Below are 16,783 nucleotides of genomic sequence, written 5' to 3'. Positions count from 1 at the left end.
TTAATCTACCACAGAGACACAGAGATCACCAAGGAACTCTCCCCCTACGGAAACCTCTCCGTGCCCTCCGTGGCTCCGTGGTTTTAATCTACCACAGAGACACAGAGATCACCAAGGAACTCTCCCCCTACGGAAACCTCTCCGTGCCCTCCGTGGCTCCGTGGTTTTAATCTACCACAGAGACACAGAGATCACGAAGAGTATCCTTGATCCCATAATTCCTGCCAGGAGTAATTAACGCTACATGCGGCAAAGTCTGGTTCCCGTTGAAAGGGATTTTTGATGTAGCGGATCTGACAGGGTTCTAGGGCAGGAGGGACTTGGACTAGGGCGAGTCGGTAGTTTTCGGGTTGGTTGAGGGCGGTGAGGATTTCGTTTTTGGTGATGGTGACGGTTTCGGCTCCTTCGATTCTGCCTTTGACTTCGATAAAGCGCAGTTGACCGGTTTCGGGGTTTTGGGATTCGATGTCATAGCCGCATTTTTGGGCGCTGACATCGATGGGGTGATAGCCTTGTTGTTGTTCTGCGGCGATGACGGCGGCCATGGCGGCTTGTTCGATGCGTTTTTTGGCTTGGGGGTCGGCGAGGCGTTGGGGGTGCAGAAGACTGAGGGGGATGATTAAGGCTCCGCCAACGACGACGGGGGGCAGGGGGGAGAGTTGACGTTCTTGTTCGAGTTCTTCTAGGCGTTTTTGCAGTCGGGCGGCGAGTTCGTCGGCTCTTTGTTGGGCTTTGCTGGAGTTGAGTTTGGCGTTGGGTTTTCCGGCTTGTTCTTGGAGCTGGAGTTGGGCGGCGCGGTGATCCCAGTGGTTGATTTCTTTGGTGAGTCGGTCTTTGACGGCGCGGATGGTTTTGTCGATGAGGGTGTGTTTGTGCTGGCGGATTTGGTCGAGGTGAGGCCTGACGAGGTGGGTGATGGCGTAGTGGGTGGCTTGGTTTTCGAGGTCTTGTCGCAGTTGCAGGTTGTCGATCAGGGGGGGGATGAGGGGGGCTTCTGAGGGCTGTAAGGGCCGATAGTTGAGGTAGGGGGCATGGCCGGCGTTTTGGGTTTCTCCGGTGGTGCTGATTTCGACATATTGCATCTGGCGGGAGACGATGCGCTGATGGGTTTGTTTTTGGGGGCGAGCGTCTTGGATGGTGTGTTCGAGGGTGATGAGGGTTCGGAGGTGGGAGCTGGGGTCGTTTTCGTCTACGAGGATGGCTCCTTGGCGCAGGATGTCTCGGTGGCGCTCTAGGATGAGGTCAAGGGTGGCTTCTAGGAGGGGATGGCTGGGACAGATGAAGTCGGCTGGGGGTTTGCCGGGTAGGTTCATGAGGTCTTTTTGGAAGCAGACGCGCTCGTAGCTGGGGGAGATGGGCCGGCTGCCGAGGCGCTGCTGTTGATGGCGAATGCAGGGGGGGACGCGGGTGATTTGGTAGCGTCGGGGTTCGCGTTCCCGTAGGGTTCCGCCGAGTTGGGTGAAGGCTTGGAGGAAGAAGGCGGTGATGAAGTGGGGTTGGAGTTTGCGGGCTTGGGCCCGCTCCATGTCTTGGCGGATCTGTTGGATTTGGCTGGTGTCCATGGAGTCCCGCGCTAGGGCCCGTTGTTCGAGAAGGTCTCGGAGGCGGGTTTGGTCGAGGCGATCGCTCAGTTGTTGGTCGAGTTTGGCTTTGATGTCGGGGCGATCGCCGTAACGGATGGCTTGAATGAGGAGTTCGCGCAGTTCTTTACCGGCAATGGCTTTGCCAAGGACATCAAAGACTTTGCCGCCTAGGGCTTTTTGCTCGATTTCGAGTTTTTTGAGTAGGGCGAGATAGACATCGCCTTCGCGGGTTTCGGCGGCGACGAGGTTCCAGAGGTGGCAGACTTCGGTTTGGCCAATGCGGTGAATGCGACCAAAGCGCTGTTCTAGGCGGTTGGGGTTCCAGGGGAGGTCATAGTTGACCATCAGGTGGGCCCGTTGCAGGTTGATGCCTTCTCCGGCGGCATCGGTGGCGATTAGGACTTCGACTTCGATATTTTGTTTGAAGGCTTCTTCGACTCGTTTGCGCTCCTCTCGACCGAGGCCCCCTTGAATGGTAACGACGGCTTCGGGACGGCCGAGGAGGGTGCGAATGCGATCGCTCAGGTAGTTGAGGGTGTCTCGATGTTCGGTGAAGATGACGAGTTTGCGCCGATATCCTTGGGCATGGAACATTTCGGCTTGGTTTTGCAGGAGTTTGGAGAGTTCATCCCATTTGCAATCTGTACCGCTTTGTCGGACTCGTTGGGCGAGGGTTTCGAGTTGGCTGAGGTGGTTAATTTCGGCTTCTAATTCGGCAATGGTACGGGCGGCGGTGGCTTGGTCGATGACTTCTTGTTCGGTGGTTTCTCGTTCTTCGCTGGATGCGTCGTCAAAGTCATCATCCCAGTCTTCTGGGTCGATAGTGAGGCGAAATTCGAGTTCTGCGGTGAGGCCCCGTTTGAGGAGTTTTTCTTCCCTGAGCCGTTTTTGTAATCTTTCTCGCCGCCGTTTGAGGGACTGGTAGATGGCTTCTGGGGAGGAGGCGAGGCGGCGCTGTAGGATGGTGAGGGCAAAGCCGACGGTTCCTTTACGACCCTGGTTGAGGAGGGCTTCGGCGCGGTTGAATTCTTCTCGCACGTAGTCGGTGACTTGTTTGTAGAGCAGGCTTTCTAGGTCAGAGAGTTGGTAGTTGACGGTATGGGCGCGACGTTCGGGGAAGAGGGGTTTGGCATCAAATTTGAGTAGGTCTTCTTTGACGAGACGGCGGATCAGGTCGGAGGTGTCGCAGATATGCACCCCATCTCGAAAGCGTCCTTCAAAGCGATCGCCATCCAGAAGGGCCAGGAAGAGCTGAAAGTCTTCTTCTTTACCGTTATGGGGGGTGGCACTCATCAGTAAAAAATGGCGGGTGAGGGTGGAGAGCCGTTTACCGAGTTTGTAGCGTTTGGTTTCCCGGACTTCACCGCCAAAAAAGGAGGCGGACATTTTATGGGCTTCATCGACAACGACTAAATCCCAGTCGGTTTGGTCGAGTTTGGCTTGGAGTTCTGGATTGCGACTGAGCTGATCGAGCCGCGCAATCAGCAGGGGAATTTCGGTGAAGGCGTTGCCGGTACGAGCGGATTCTAGGCGATCGGGGGTTAAAATCTCGAAGGGGAGATGAAATTTTTGCGACAGTTCATCTTGCCACTGTATGGCTAGACTGCCAGGGCAAACAATTAGACACCGTTGCAAGTCTCCTCGAATCCGTAGCTCTTGGATAAACAGCCCGGCCATAATGGTTTTGCCTGCTCCTGGATCATCAGCGAGGAGAAACCGCAGGGGCTGACGAGGGAGCATTTCTCCATAGACGGCGGTAATTTGATGGGGTAGGGGTTCGACCAGGGAGGTATGGACGGCTAAGAAGGGATCGAAGAGGTGGGCAAGTCGAATGCGATGGGCTTCGGACACCAGCCGCAGCAAGGCTCCATCCCCGTCAAAGCTCCAGGGTTGCCCTTCGGCAACGATTTCTAGGTTGGACTCTTGGTCTCGAAAGAGGAGTTCATTATGGGGCTGTCCATTGATATCTTTGTAGGTTAGCTCAACGACTTCGCCACACCACTTCACATGAATAACGGTGACTGTCTGATTAGGCAAAATTCCTTTGACGGTTGCCCCCGTCGTCAGGTCTTCGAGTTGAGCCATGGTTGAGGAGGATGGGGGAATGGGGGAGTGGGGGAATGGGGCGATACGTCCCTCTCCCGTGGGAGCTAATCTTGTAGGGGTTTCATTGAACTACGATTTGGTATGTAGGGGCGAACGGCCGTTCGCCCCTACAGATTGTCAACACACCAGCAAACCTGGTGATATTGGATGATTTTTAGCCAAATTGAGAGGGTATCTTAAAACCCCTACAAGACAAGCGTGGGAGAGGGCTAGTCAACTAGACTAAACTATGAGTCGGATTATACGAGGTAATCGCCCGCATATATTGGGCCCGTTCGTAGGCGGATTCATCCTCACAATGGAGCTGAGACATGGAACCCTGCATTTGCTTGACAGATTCATAACCATGTTCTTCCATCCAATGGTTAATTTCCTCTTCCATGACTTGGATATGGCCAATGCCATGGCGCAATAGAGTCGAGCAAACCTGAGTTACCGATGCGCCAGCCATGAGAAGTTTAATCACATCATGACCCCGTTGTACGCCACTGGTGGCAGCTAGGTCACAGTCATTAATGCGACCATAGAGAATGGCAATCCAGCGCATGGGTAAACGCAAGTCATGGGTACTGCTGAGGACAGAACCGACTTCTATCTCTAAATCTTCGGCGTTAATATCCGGTTGCAGGAAGCGGTTAAACAGCACTAAGCCATCGGCTCCGGTTTCACTCAACCGTTTAGCCATGTTGGCCATGTTGCTGAAAAAGGGACTCAGTTTGAGAGCAACGGGAATGGTAACTTCTTTTTTGACTTCGCTGAGGGTATCGATATAGTTTTGTTCCACCTGTGCGCCAGTCATATTAAAGTCCGTGGGCACATAATAGATGTTTAACTCGATCGCGTCTGCGCCTGCTTCTTGCATCAGTTTGGCATATTCGACCCATCCCCCAGAGGAGAAGCCGTTGAGACTGCCAATGATGGGAATATTGACGGCTGCTTTGGCTTGGCGAATGTGCTTTAAGTACAGTTCTGGGCCAACATGGAATTCATCGGGTTCTGGGAAATAGGAGAGGGCTTCGGCAAAGCTTTCTGTCCCATATTCCAGGTGATGGTGCAATTCAAATTTTTCTCGCAGGAGCTGTTCTTCAAAGAGAGAATGGAGAACAACGGCAGCAGCACCGGCATCTTCGAGGCGTTTAATGGTGTCGATATCTTCTGAGAGGGGAAGGGCTGCACTGGGAACGATGGGCGATCGCAAATTCAGGCCTAAATAAGTAGTGGTTAAATCCATGGTATTACGTGGGTTGGGTAATAGGGAATAGGGAATAGGGAATGGGGGAGTGGGGGAGTGGGGGAATGGGGGAGTAATAGAAATCTTCGTGTCCCCGTGTCCCCGTGTCTCCGTGTCCTCTAACTCCAAGGGGAGCTATTCTTCCGAGTTCAGGCTCCGTTCGGCGAGATATTTATACATTTCCCACCGGGTATTGACATCCTGTTGGGCTTCTTGCAACAGGCGTTTTGCGTCTTCCGGTTTGGTTTTGGTCAGCATCTTGAACCGGTTTTCGGCGTACATGGAGTCTTTAACGCCTTTCTTGGGCGATTTGGAATCCAATTGTAGTGGATTTTCACCAGCTTCTGTGCGTCTGGGATCGTAGCGATAGAGCAACCAGCGACCACTTTCGACAATGGCTTTCTGATGGCTCATAGCTGTGGTCATATTAATACCATGGGCGATACAGTGGGAGTACGCAATAATCAAGGAGGGCCCGTCATAGGCTTCGGCTTCTAGGAAGACTTTCAGGGTGTGTTCATCCCGTGCCCCAAGAGCCACAGAACCGACGTAGATATTGCCGTAGGTCATGGCAATCAGACCTAAGTCTTTCTTGGGTGCGGGTTTACCACCGGCGGCAAATTTAGCAACGGCTCCTCTGGGGGTGGCTTTGGAGGATTGACCCCCGGTATTGGAGTAGACTTCTGTATCCATGACTAGGACATTGACATTGCGGCCGGATGCCAGCACATGGTCTAAACCACCGTAGCCGATGTCATAAGCCCAACCATCACCCCCGACGATCCAGATGGATTTTTTCACCAAATAGTCGGCTAAACTGAGCAGTTGCTGCGCGTCGGGGTCGGTGTTCCCAGCGAGTTTTTCTTTCACTTGGGCCACATATTGCCGTTGTTCGTAAATATCGGCTTCTGTGGCTTGAGTGTTGTTGAGGATTTGGCTAACTAAGTTATCCCCTAGGGTTCCGGCTAGTTTCTGCACCAGTTCGCAGGCAAAGCTCTGATGTTTGGAAATAGCTAATTGGAAGCCTAAGCCAAATTCGGCGTTATCTTCAAACAGGCTATTTGACCAACTGGGGCCCCGTCCTTCACTGTTGACGGTGTAGGGGGTGGTGGGTAAGTTGCCGCCGTAGATGGAGGAGCATCCGGTGGCATTAGCGATGACCATGCGATCGCCGAATAACTGAGTCGCCAGTTTAATATAGGGGGTTTCTCCACAACCGGCACACGCTCCAGAGAACTCAAAGAGGGGTTCTTGCCATTGCTGCTGACGAATGCGCTCTAGATTTAATGTAGAGCGATCGGGATTCGGTAAACCGAGGAAGAAGTCCCAATTTTGGCGCTCTTGTTCCCGCAAGGGGATCTGAGGCTCCATGTTAATCGCCCGTTTTGACGGCATGGATTTATTTTTAGCCGGGCAGACATCGACGCAAACCCCGCATCCGGTACAATCTTCAGGAGCCACTTGAATGGTGAATTTTTGTCCCGAAAAGGCCTTATCTTTGACATCGATGGACTTGAAGCTTTCTGGCGCATTGCCTAAAGCACTGGGATCGTAGGCTTTACCGCGAATGGTGGCATGGGGACAAACAGCAATACATTTACCGCATTGCACGCAAACATCGGGGTCCCAAACGGGAATTTCTTGGGCTACATTGCGTTTTTCCCATTTCGAGGTTCCGGTGGGATAGGTTCCATCACAGGGGAGCTTGCTGACGGGTAGGTTATCCCCTTGGCGAGCCAGCATGATGCCTTCGACTTCGCGCACGAATTCGGGAGCCGCATCGCCAACGGAGGGCATAATATGGACGGTGCTATTGGCTTGGCCGACGTTGACCTCATAGAGATTATCTAGGGTTTGATCGACGGCTTTGATGTTGAGTTTGACAATTTCTGCCCCTTTCTTACCATAGGTTTTTTCGATCGCCTTCTTAATTTGGGCGATCGCCTCATCCCTGGGTAAAATGCCTGCTAAGGCGAAGAAGCAGGTCTGCATAATGGTGTTGATCCGATTCCCCATACCGGTGTCCCGTGCCACCTGGTTGGCATCGATCACATAGAACTTCAGACCTTGGCGTACTATCACTTCTTGGATTTCCAAGGGCAGTTTATCCCAGACTTCATTGGGGCCGTAGGGACTGTTGAGCAGGAAGACTGCACCGGGAGCCGCCGATCCCAAGACCTGGAGTTTTTCTAGGAATGTCCATTGGTGACAGCCCACAAAGTTAGCTTGGGTGATCAGATAGGTGCTGCGAATGGGATCGGGGCCAAACCGTAGGTGAGAGACGGTAACCGCGCCGGATTTCTTGGAGTCGTAAACAAAGTAACCTTGGGCGTAGTTGTCGGTATCGTTACCGATAATCTTGATGGAGTTCTTGTTTGCTCCCACTGTACCATCTGAACCTAAGCCATAGAACATGGCCCGCACGACGCTATCGGGTTCGATGGAGAAATTTTCATCGGTGGTGAGGGAGGTATGGCTGAGGTCGTCGTTAATACCGACGGTAAAGTGATTTTTGGGGGATTCTTGGCTGAGGTTGTCGAGGACGCTCTTGACCATGGCTGGGTTAAATTCTTTGGAAGATAAGCCATAGCGTCCGCCAACAATTTTAGGGGTGGGGCGATCGGTTTCATGGTAAGCGGTGACCACATCTAAATAGAGGGGTTCGCCGGATGCGCCAGGTTCTTTGGTGCGGTCTAAAACGGCGATCGCCTTGACGGTTTCTGGCAGAGCGTTAATTAACTTGCTGCCATCCCAGGGGCGATACATGCGAACTTTTAGCACGCCCACTTTTTCCCCTTGAGCCATCAGATAATCGATGGTTTCATGGGCGGTTTCACAGCCGGAACCCATAAGGATTACCACGCGCTCGGCATCCGGTGCGCCGTGGTATTCGTAGGGTTGATATCTGCGTCCGGTGAGTTCGGCGAACTGATCCATGGCTTTCTGGACTTCTTCGGCACAGACATCATAGAAGGGGTTAAGGCTTTCTCTGGCTTGGAAGAAGACATCGGGGTTTTGGGCAGTTCCGCGCAGCATGGGGCGATCGGGGGTTAGGCCTCGCGATCGATGGTCAAAGACGGTGCGATCGTCAATGATCGCCCGGAGGACACTCTCCTCTAGCAGTTCGATCTTCTGCACTTCATGGGAAGTCCGGAACCCATCGAAGAAGTGGATAAAGGGCACTCTGGACTTCAGGGAAGCCGCTTGAGCCACCAGTGCTAAATCATGAGCTTCTTGTATCGATGCCGAACAGAGTAGAGCGCAACCCGTAGAGCGAGCTGCCATCACATCGGAATGATCGCCGAAAATGGAGAGGGCTTGAGCGGCAACTGAGCGAGCAGCCACATGCAATACGGCTGATGTCAGTTCCCCAGCAATTTTGTAGAGGTTGGGGATCATCAGCAACAGCCCCTGAGATGCCGTAAAGGTCGTCGTTAAAGACCCCCCCTGTAGCGATCCATGGACTGCTCCTGCGGCTCCCCCTTCACTTTGCATTTCTACTACTGAGGGTACGGTTCCCCATAGGTTGGGCCGCCCCTCTGACATCCAGGCATCGGCCCATTCTCCCATCGGAGAGGAAGGAGTAATGGGATAAATGGCAATGACTTCGTTGAGTTTGTACGCAACACGGGCCACTGCCTCGTTGCCGTCTAGTGTTGCATAGTTTTTGGTGTTCATAAGTTTCGAGTCCTTTCGGTCTACGACTGAAGATGAATGGATACAGCTCAGGGCTGCTGACTTTTTTCCCTAGGTTGGGGGTCTAATTCGAGAGTTAAAACAACCATCCTATTGTTTTTCTCGACTGCATTTATGGGGGTCAAAACTTGCACTCCCCTGAGAGGTTCAATTGGGCTAACTCTAGGATCGTGCAGAGATTATTTTTGGGTGCTTTGTTGGGTTCCTAGTCCAGTCAATTCTTTTCTGATCATCTAATACCTTCCTACCGTTTGGACTAGGTTCTTAATCTTATTTAACTGAATGTATTAATTTGTTGTAAATCAGCTAAGGTTTGTTCGGCTTCCCTTTGATCGACAATGGACAGGGCAAAACCGACGTGAACCAATACATAGTCATCGATTTGGACTTCGGGCACATAGGCTAAACTGACTTCTTTGATCACTCCGCCAAAGCTGACCCGACCCATTTTTGTCAGGGGATCGTCACCAGCGATGCTAATAATTTTTCCGGGTACTGCTAAACACATTTTCAGCCTCTTTAGATTTAATCTTCTTTTAAGCATTCGTTAAGAGAACTGCTTGCTATCAGGAGTATCATAGAATGGGGAATTAGACAAAAAAAACAGGATTTTTTTAATAATATCCAGTTGGGTTAAATCGGGGTTATGGCGAAGCAAGGAGTGCGTTAGCGTAGCGTGTCCGAAGGACAAACATCTTACTCGCTGCCTTTTTCTAGGGAACATCTTGCTCGACACCTTTCCCCCTTTTTTAGGGCTAGGGGGGATCTTGCGATCGCTCAAAGGGGTATATCTATAGATTCAGACTCTGAGAGTAAAGAAAGTTGACTCTCTTCAAGATTCGCCACATACCGCACCGGTTTCTTGGTTTTTGTCACCTTCCCCTCCTCTTCCGCTCTCTTCAACCAATCCTGGAGTTGCCCCTGTCTCACCTGCAAACGTTCAACCAGAGACTTAAGATCGAGGGGTTGAGCTAAAGCTTCCAGAATAAACGGTAAAACCGCCTCATAAATATCTTTAGGCTTGCTCACCCGCTCTTGAGTGACATCATTCCTCAATTGACTCGGATGTAGAATGCTTTCTTTCTCTTGATCCTCATCCTCTTCTATCGGATGGCTCACGAGCTTTAATTCCTCGGTAGCAGTTTCTCCACTCAACCGTTCTAATTCTTCCCTTAAGGATTGACTCAAAGCAGAACAAGAGAGCGCCGGAAAACCTTTTGCTCCTTGATGCATTAACTGTTGATTCCCTTCCGAGACAGAATTTTCAACCTTGACAAAAACAGGAACATCCTTAATTTTTTCTAGCGCTTCTTTTGCACCCGCCCAAGTCCCCCCTTTTTCATAATCAGAGGTGACCACCAATGCATAATCAGCTAAACTATAAATATATTTATTTCGCCCCATAGCATTACCAATATGAAAACCCGCATCGGGATCGTAGGCAGAAATTAAAGTTAATCTTTCTTCAGCAATAGCAGTACGATATTTTTTATTTAGAGCCGTCTTAATTAAACTATCAGCCAAAACGCCAACCACAGTTCCCGATGCTTCCAACGTTCCCAACATTGAAGTTTGATCGATTCCCCGCGCTCCACCAGAAATGACTTGAAGATTCTGATTGGCACAAATCTGGGTCACTTGACGAGTATAATTGATTTCTTCTTGACTAATATTCCGAGAACCGACAATTGCTAGACCCCCTTTTTCCAATAATTCCTGTTTTCCCACGCCATAGAGAATAGGAGGGGCTTTTTGTTTTAATCTCTCTTTCAGTCGCACGGGATAGTTAGGATCGCCCCGTCCGACTATCCATAAGCCCTGTTGCGTCCATTTTTCTACAGATAAACTCAGCAAAAATCCTCGTTCTAGTAAAGTCTTGATCCGAGAATTATCCAGCTTATGAAGAGACGCATTATGTAGTTTATCTTGACCGGATGAAGTGAGTAAACTACCCGGACGCATCTGGTTTTCTTTTAGCCAAGCAACTAAAGTATTGTATTCACTCAACTTTAACGGCTGAGGAAAAGAAAGTCGATCTTCGCCAAAACTGGCACAGAGGAGTAAAATGGCTTGAGTATCTAACGAGAGTAAATGATTATCCATACAGCATTTTTTTATAGGCTACGTTTTGATCCCCCTAAATCCCCCTTAATAAGGGTGACTGTTTTATTCCCCCCCTTATTAAGGGGGGTAGGGGGGATCTTACCCTACTGTAGCTCATTGTAGGGAGAAGTATTGTAATTATTTTCAGCTCTCTAAAAAGAATTCAAAGCTAAAGCCAGAGGAAAAACCGCACCACTTCCCGCACGTTTTAAGAGGGCTGAAATTACTGTAAATGTCCAACGAGAATCGACAATATCATCGACTAGGAATACTGCTCCATGAATTCCTGGCCAAGTGTCGATAGTAAATACACCGTCTAAATTATGTGCTTGTTGGTAACTATTATTCATCTCTTTTTGTTCCTTATTATATCGCACTTTCCGCACGACCGGGACAAAGGGTAAATTAAGCTGGTGAGCCAATCTTTGGGCAAAGTTGGGAACCAGTTCGGGACGCTTCAAAGAGGGTACGCAAGTTACCCAAGTGGGAAAAGGTTGGGGATGCCAGCGTTGAATCATCTCTAAAGCACCCTGCACTAAGCTATCATCAAAATGATGATCTTGATACTTCCCTTTTCTGACGAGTTCTCCCCATCCTGCATCCCCCCAAAGGGATAAGGATCTTCCTGGTTCTGGTTTTAGGTTTTTTTGAATGTTACCCGAAAAATTATAAGTTGATAAAGCTTGAGCTTTCCATTGTTTTCGCGGTTCAATTACAAGATGGCTACGGCGCAAAAAGTGAAACGCTTGATTGAGTAACTCTTGGGAGTAGGTTTCCGGGATTAAGCTTTGACCTAAGCAGGCCGCACATTGACCGCAGGGCGTTGTATTAAAATCATCTAAGGCTTGCGCTAGAAATACCATAAGGCATTGTTGACTCTTCATATAGTCTTGCATTTGAGCTTGTTCAGCGCGGCGAATTTGGGTTAAGTGGTCAATTTTTTCGCGGTTGGGTTGATAATGGATAGCTGTAGGGGTGGCATTCCACTGAGAACCGCGCTTGATGACTGGTGCAGGAGATTCTAAAGAGAGGAGTTTTAAGACTTTCTCAATTTGACTTCTAGAAAGGTTAGAGTATTGTTCGATTTGAGTTAGAGATAAACCATTTTCGGCTTGATTGAGGACGGTTAAAACTTGCTGGTTATGGGCTTCTGGAGGAAAGGCGGTATTAATAAAATAGTCGGTGATTTCGTCGTCTTCCTCACCACTTAAGAGAATGCCATAGGCTTGGTCTACGGCTCGTCCGGCTCGTCCGACTTGTTGATAGTAATGGACAACTGAACCGGGACGCTGGTAATGAATGACAAAGCCTAAATCGGGTTTATCAAAGCCCATTCCTAGAGCGGTGGTGGCGACTAAGGCTTTGATTTGGTTGTTGAGAAGTCGATCTTCTAAGTTTTCCCGTTCTTGATTTGTTAACCCGGCATGATAGGCTTTTGCATCAATGTTTTGGGTTTCTAACCATTTAGAAACGCGATCTGCATCTCGAACAGTTAAGGCATAAATAATGCCACTTCCGGGTAAGTCAGGAAGATGTTGGGCTAACCATGCCATTCTCGCGGCTTGGCTGGGAAGATGAATATTTTGCAGTTGTAAGCTTTTGCGGGTGAGTGTTCCTCTGGATAGTTGTAAATTTGATCCTAATTGATGTTTAATGTCGTTAACTACGCGGTTATTGGCGGTGGCAGTTGTGCCTAGGGCGGGAATGTTGGGAGGCAGACCTTGTAAAATGCGAACAATGCGCCGATAATCTGGGCGAAAGTCGTGTCCCCAGTCGGAAATACAGTGGGCTTCATCGACAACAAATAAGCCAATTTTTTGAGAGATGGGTAAGAGGATAGTTTGGTTGAATTTTTCGTTCGCGAGTCGTTCGGGAGAGATGAGTAAGATATCAATATGTCCTGTGAGTAACTGATTTTTTACGGAGTCCCATTCTTCTGGGTTGCTGGAGTTAATGGTAGCGGCTTTGATGTTAATTCTGGAGGCGGCGCTGATTTGGTTTCGCATGAGGGCAAGTAGGGGGGAAATGAGGAGGGTGGGGCCATTTCCTCGATCGCGTAGAAGTCGAGTTGCGAGAAAATAGACTAGACTTTTGCCCCAACCGGTGCGTTGTACTACGAGCAGACGAGCTTGATTTTCGACTAGGGTTTCAATGGCTTCCCATTGTCCGTCTCTGAAGTCTGCACCGGGGTTGTTGAGGGCAATGCGTAGAAAGTTTAAGGCTTGTTGTCGGAGTTCATTAGGCATATGAATATACAACTCAAAGAGGTAGAAGTACGTTAAAACTTAGTGGTTATTATAACGCTGCTGGCGATCGCCTAGTCCTTGGGAACTAGACCGCTCTAGTCTTTTTGTGAAGGGGGGGTTAGTGCTAGTGTGAGGTGGATTTGGGTGTTTGGAGTCAGGTCATTCTCTAGCTGTGTTTCCTAGGATGGAAGCAAGTTCAAGGAGGTACTGACGATGTTACAGAATGTTCCTGAGAAACAGATGACAAGGGTGCGATCGCTGCTGGCGATCGCCTGGTTGCTCTTAATTGCATCTTTGATCTATGACCCCATTTCACCCCTGTTAACCCATCCGGATACCCACTGGAGCTTACTGCGTCTCGATCCGAGGGTCTTCGATCCGCAACGATGTCATGAGGTGGTGACGGTGCAAGGACAGTGTTTTATTGAGCGTCCCTATGCGATCGCCACCAGAGTATTTTGGGGAGTCATTGTCGGTGCAGTCATCTGTATCGTTTTTCTCTTCGGTCATGAAAGTTGGCGCAGAATTTGCCCCCTCTCCTTCTTTTCCCAACTGCCCCGTTTATGGGGAATTCAACGACAAAAACAAATCACCAATCCTCGCACCGGTAAAATCCGTTTAGAAGTCGTCAAAATTGACCCCAACTCTTGGCTCGGTCGCCATCATCTCCTGTTTCAACTTGGATTTCTCTTTGTCGGTTTATGCCTGAGAATGTTATTTTTAGACTCCCATCGTCTGCTGTTAGCCGCTTTTCTGAGTGCCACCATCTTAGCCAGTATCCTTGTCGGCTATTTATTCGCGGGTAAAACCTGGTGTCAATATATTTGTCCCATGGCCCCCATAGAAGTATTCTACACCGGCCCCAGGGCATTATGGGGCAGTCCCGCCCATGAAAAAACCACGTCTAAAATCACCCAATCCATGTGTCGGACAATGGATGAAACCGGGAAAGAAAAAAGCGCTTGTGTCGCCTGTAAATCCGCTTGTTTCGACATTGACGCAGAACGCAGCTATTGGGACTCTTTGAAAGATTCAGAGCGCAAGTTTTTCCATTATGGCTATGTGGGATTAGTGCTTGCATTTTACTTATATTACATTTTCTATGCTGGAGATTTAAACTACTTTTACTCTGGAGCTTGGACTCACGATCCGGAGCAAGTGCAAAGACTATTTACCCCCGGCTTTTACCTATTTAATCTAGCCATTCCCATTCCCCGATTAATTGCCGTTCCTCTGACCTTCGCCGTATTCGCTTTAGCAAGTTATGTGATCTTATGCCGCCTCGAAAAAGCCTATAAAGCCTATTGTCTGCGCCAAGATCGAGAATTTTCGGCGGAAAAAGTTCGTCATCATGTATTTTCTGTTGCTACCTTTGTCACCTTTAACTTTCTATTTTCTGTCGGAACCCATTCGACTTTAGAGTTATTACCAGAATGCGTTGAATGGGGTCTTCAAGCTCTCGTTCCCCTGTTAAGCGCCGGGTGGTTATACCGAACTTGGAATCGTTCCTTAAGTCTCTACCATAAGGAAAGTGTAGCCAGTAGTTTGCGTCGGCAATTGAGTAAATTGAAGATTAATTTTCCTGAATTTCTGGAAGGACGTTCCCTGGAAGATTTGAAAGCCCAAGAAGTGTATGTTTTGGCTAAAGTTTTACCCGGATTTAGTCAGGAGTCGAAGGTGCAGGTTTATCAGGGGATTTTACGGGAAATGTTAGAACAGAAGATGACCAATTCTGAGCAGTCTTTGGAGCTGTTAACTAGGGTGCGGGTATCTTTGGGCATTGAGGAAGAGGTACATTTTAGACTGCTCTCTGAGAATTTAACCAATAATTCAGACGGTGCGTTATGCGGAAATATGATTGATTTGTAACCATTCGCATTTTCTGGCCGCATAACACACCCTACCTATCATGGTGTCGCCCCCACCAACAAATCCCATTAATAAATATGTGAATTTAACCCAAAATTGAACTTGGGGTTTTGTGGATGGTGCGTTATGCGGAAATATCATTGATTTGTAAACATTCGCATTTTCTGACCGCATAACACACCCTACCTATGATGATGTCGCCCCGGTAGGGTGTGTTGCGGCATCGATCAATCATGGGTTTTCACGAAAAATATTGACCTTGCCGCAACGCACCACCCCCACCTTTGATAGAAAAAGTTAACAACGCAATGTAAGAGTTGCAACGGACGAGCAATTATAACACGAAATTTTAAATTTGACAGTGACTTGGGTTGTTGACGACAGCAAACCGGGATCTTAGAATCAGAGGTAACAAAATTGCAAACAGAGAATTGAGAAAACCAGGGTGTCTAGCTTAATTTTTGCTATCCGAAAGGAGACGTAGTTACAAAGATGCTAGGTAGGCATAAAAGAACTATAGGTATTGATTCGGTGTTTTGGCGGGAGTGGCAACAGTATCAAGATTATCTCTACGGTTGCTGTCTCCGACGGATGGAAGGGAACCAAACGGAGGCTGAAGATGCTCTGAGTATGGCTATGCTTAGGGCTAGGGAGGCTTGGCGAACCAGCAGCAAACCTATTGATAATGTGAAGGGGTGGTTGGTCAGATTGGTGAATAATCTTTGCACGAACCTGCTTAAAAAGCGCGATCGCCTATTTTCCTGTGAAGCTAAGGAAGAGCTATGGGTTAGCCAGGAAGAAGAACCAGATCTTGCCGCTACGCGGCAAGATCTCGAATTTTTTTTTGAGGAAGAGGTAAATAATTTATCTCCCAAGTTGCGGGAGACTTTTTTTCTCTACTGGAAGGAGGAGCTGTCTTACCAGGAGATAGCCGAACGGTTGGCGATTTCTCAGGGGACTGCCCGCAAGCGGGTTTCTAATGCCAGGGCCATTTTGCGAGAGCGATGGAACGAGTATGAGGGAGTGACAGAGGACTCTAGTTCTTCGTTGGCAAATGGCCCTGTTATCGGGAAAATGGCCCGGTTGTCCTCCTTAAGAAAGAAATTTCTCTATTTTGAGGCAGAAAAGTTCACAAACTGCCACCCAAAACTGTCTTATTAAATAGAAGACAAAAAAACTAAACCTGGAGTAAATAACTGGACAGCTTGAGCGTTTTGTCACATGAAATTTAACTCTAAGATTTGAAAAGAACTTTTTAATGTCCAAACACTAACATTAACTATGGAAATCCTCGGTACATTTGGCAACGATCGCCTGATTGGAACCCCGAACGCTGACATGATCCAAGCGTTGGCAGGCAACGATATCATCACTGGATTGGGCGCTAACGATCTCATCTTTGGCAATCAAGGTGGCGATGTCCTGGCAGGCAACACCGGACGCGATACGATATTTGGCGGACGGGACAATGACACCATTTGGGGTGGCAAAGATGGCGACCATCTTTACGGCGATTTAGGCACAGACACCATCTGGGGTGACTTAGGCGACGATTTCATCCGGGGCGGAACCTTAGACCCCAGTTCTACTCCCGATGTCGAGAGTGATTTGTTGTTTGGCAACAGAGGGCGAGACACTCTTATCGGCGATGGCGGAGACGATACCCTCTGGGGTGGGAAAGATAATGACCTACTGCAAGGAGAGGCTGGCAACGATCGCCTCTCTGGAGATATTGGCAGCGATACGTTGATTGGGGGCGGGGGCAACGATATTTTTGCGATCGGTCGTTTGACGGGGATTCCGGGAGTTACAGCAGTTTTCGCTGTTATGTGGGACATCTTGATCCCCCTAAATCCCCCTTAAAAAGGGGGACTTTCCTATTCCCCCCTTTTTAAGGGGGGCAAGGGGGGATCTTTTCCTACTGTCCACCAATACAGCGCAAAGCGCTG

9 protein-coding genes are annotated in these 16,783 nt (G+C 49.0%); 3 read left to right on the top strand and 6 right to left on the bottom strand.

From position 1 onward, the window contains the following. Positions 1-191 precede the first annotated feature (191 nt). The 6 genes from PMG71_RS20485 to PMG71_RS20460 form a co-directional block, all read right to left on the bottom strand. Positions 192-3,668 carry a helicase-related protein gene (locus PMG71_RS20485; protein ID WP_283755585.1) on the bottom strand — a complete coding sequence of 1,159 codons (3,477 nt, stop codon included), beginning with the start codon at positions 3,666-3,668 and terminating at the stop codon, positions 192-194. Positions 3,669-3,906: 238 nt separating this feature from the next. Beyond that, positions 3,907-4,920, bottom strand: a complete 1,014-nt coding sequence (locus PMG71_RS20480; RefSeq protein WP_283755584.1) for a dihydroorotate dehydrogenase-like protein — start codon at positions 4,918-4,920, stop codon at positions 3,907-3,909. A 135-nt stretch (positions 4,921-5,055) separates the two neighbouring features. Beyond that, a complete protein-coding gene (gene nifJ, locus PMG71_RS20475) occupies positions 5,056-8,598 on the bottom strand; it encodes a pyruvate:ferredoxin (flavodoxin) oxidoreductase (protein WP_283755583.1) in 3,543 nt (1,180 codons plus the stop codon). 292 nt (positions 8,599-8,890) lie between these two features. Next, entirely contained in the window at positions 8,891-9,124 is a 234-nt protein-coding gene (locus PMG71_RS20470) for a HypC/HybG/HupF family hydrogenase formation chaperone (protein WP_283755582.1), read from the bottom strand. 269 nt (positions 9,125-9,393) lie between these two features. Beyond that, complete coding sequence (locus tag PMG71_RS20465; protein WP_283755581.1) at positions 9,394-10,719, bottom strand: DNA-processing protein DprA; 1,326 nt, start codon at positions 10,717-10,719, stop codon at positions 9,394-9,396. Positions 10,720-10,871: 152 nt separating this feature from the next. After that, positions 10,872-12,965 carry a RecQ family ATP-dependent DNA helicase gene (locus PMG71_RS20460; RefSeq protein ID WP_283755580.1) on the bottom strand — a complete coding sequence of 698 codons (2,094 nt, stop codon included), beginning with the start codon at positions 12,963-12,965 and terminating at the stop codon, positions 10,872-10,874. 213 nt (positions 12,966-13,178) lie between these two features. Here PMG71_RS20460 and PMG71_RS20455 point away from each other — a divergent pair, with 213 nt between their 5' ends. The 3 genes from PMG71_RS20455 to PMG71_RS20445 all read left to right on the top strand — a co-directional run bounded on the left by PMG71_RS20455 (position 13,179) and on the right by PMG71_RS20445 (position 16,697). Then, positions 13,179-14,834: a hypothetical protein gene (locus PMG71_RS20455; RefSeq protein ID WP_283755579.1), complete on the top strand. Its 1,656-nt coding sequence runs from the start codon at positions 13,179-13,181 to the stop codon at positions 14,832-14,834. 531 nt (positions 14,835-15,365) lie between these two features. Continuing rightward, positions 15,366-15,995 (top strand): RNA polymerase sigma factor, encoded by a 630-nt coding sequence (locus PMG71_RS20450; protein WP_283755578.1) that lies wholly within the window; start codon positions 15,366-15,368, stop codon positions 15,993-15,995. Between the two features lie 120 nt (positions 15,996-16,115). After that, complete coding sequence (locus PMG71_RS20445) at positions 16,116-16,697, top strand: calcium-binding protein (protein ID WP_283755577.1); 582 nt, start codon at positions 16,116-16,118, stop codon at positions 16,695-16,697. The last annotated feature ends 86 nt before the right edge of the window (positions 16,698-16,783 follow it).

The sequence above is a fragment of the Roseofilum acuticapitatum BLCC-M154 genome (assembly GCF_030068475.1).
Classification (GTDB): Bacteria; Cyanobacteriota; Cyanobacteriia; order Cyanobacteriales; family Desertifilaceae; genus Roseofilum; species Roseofilum acuticapitatum.
The sequence above is the reverse complement of the archived record's forward strand: the minus strand, read 5'-3'. Positions and strand labels throughout refer to the sequence as shown.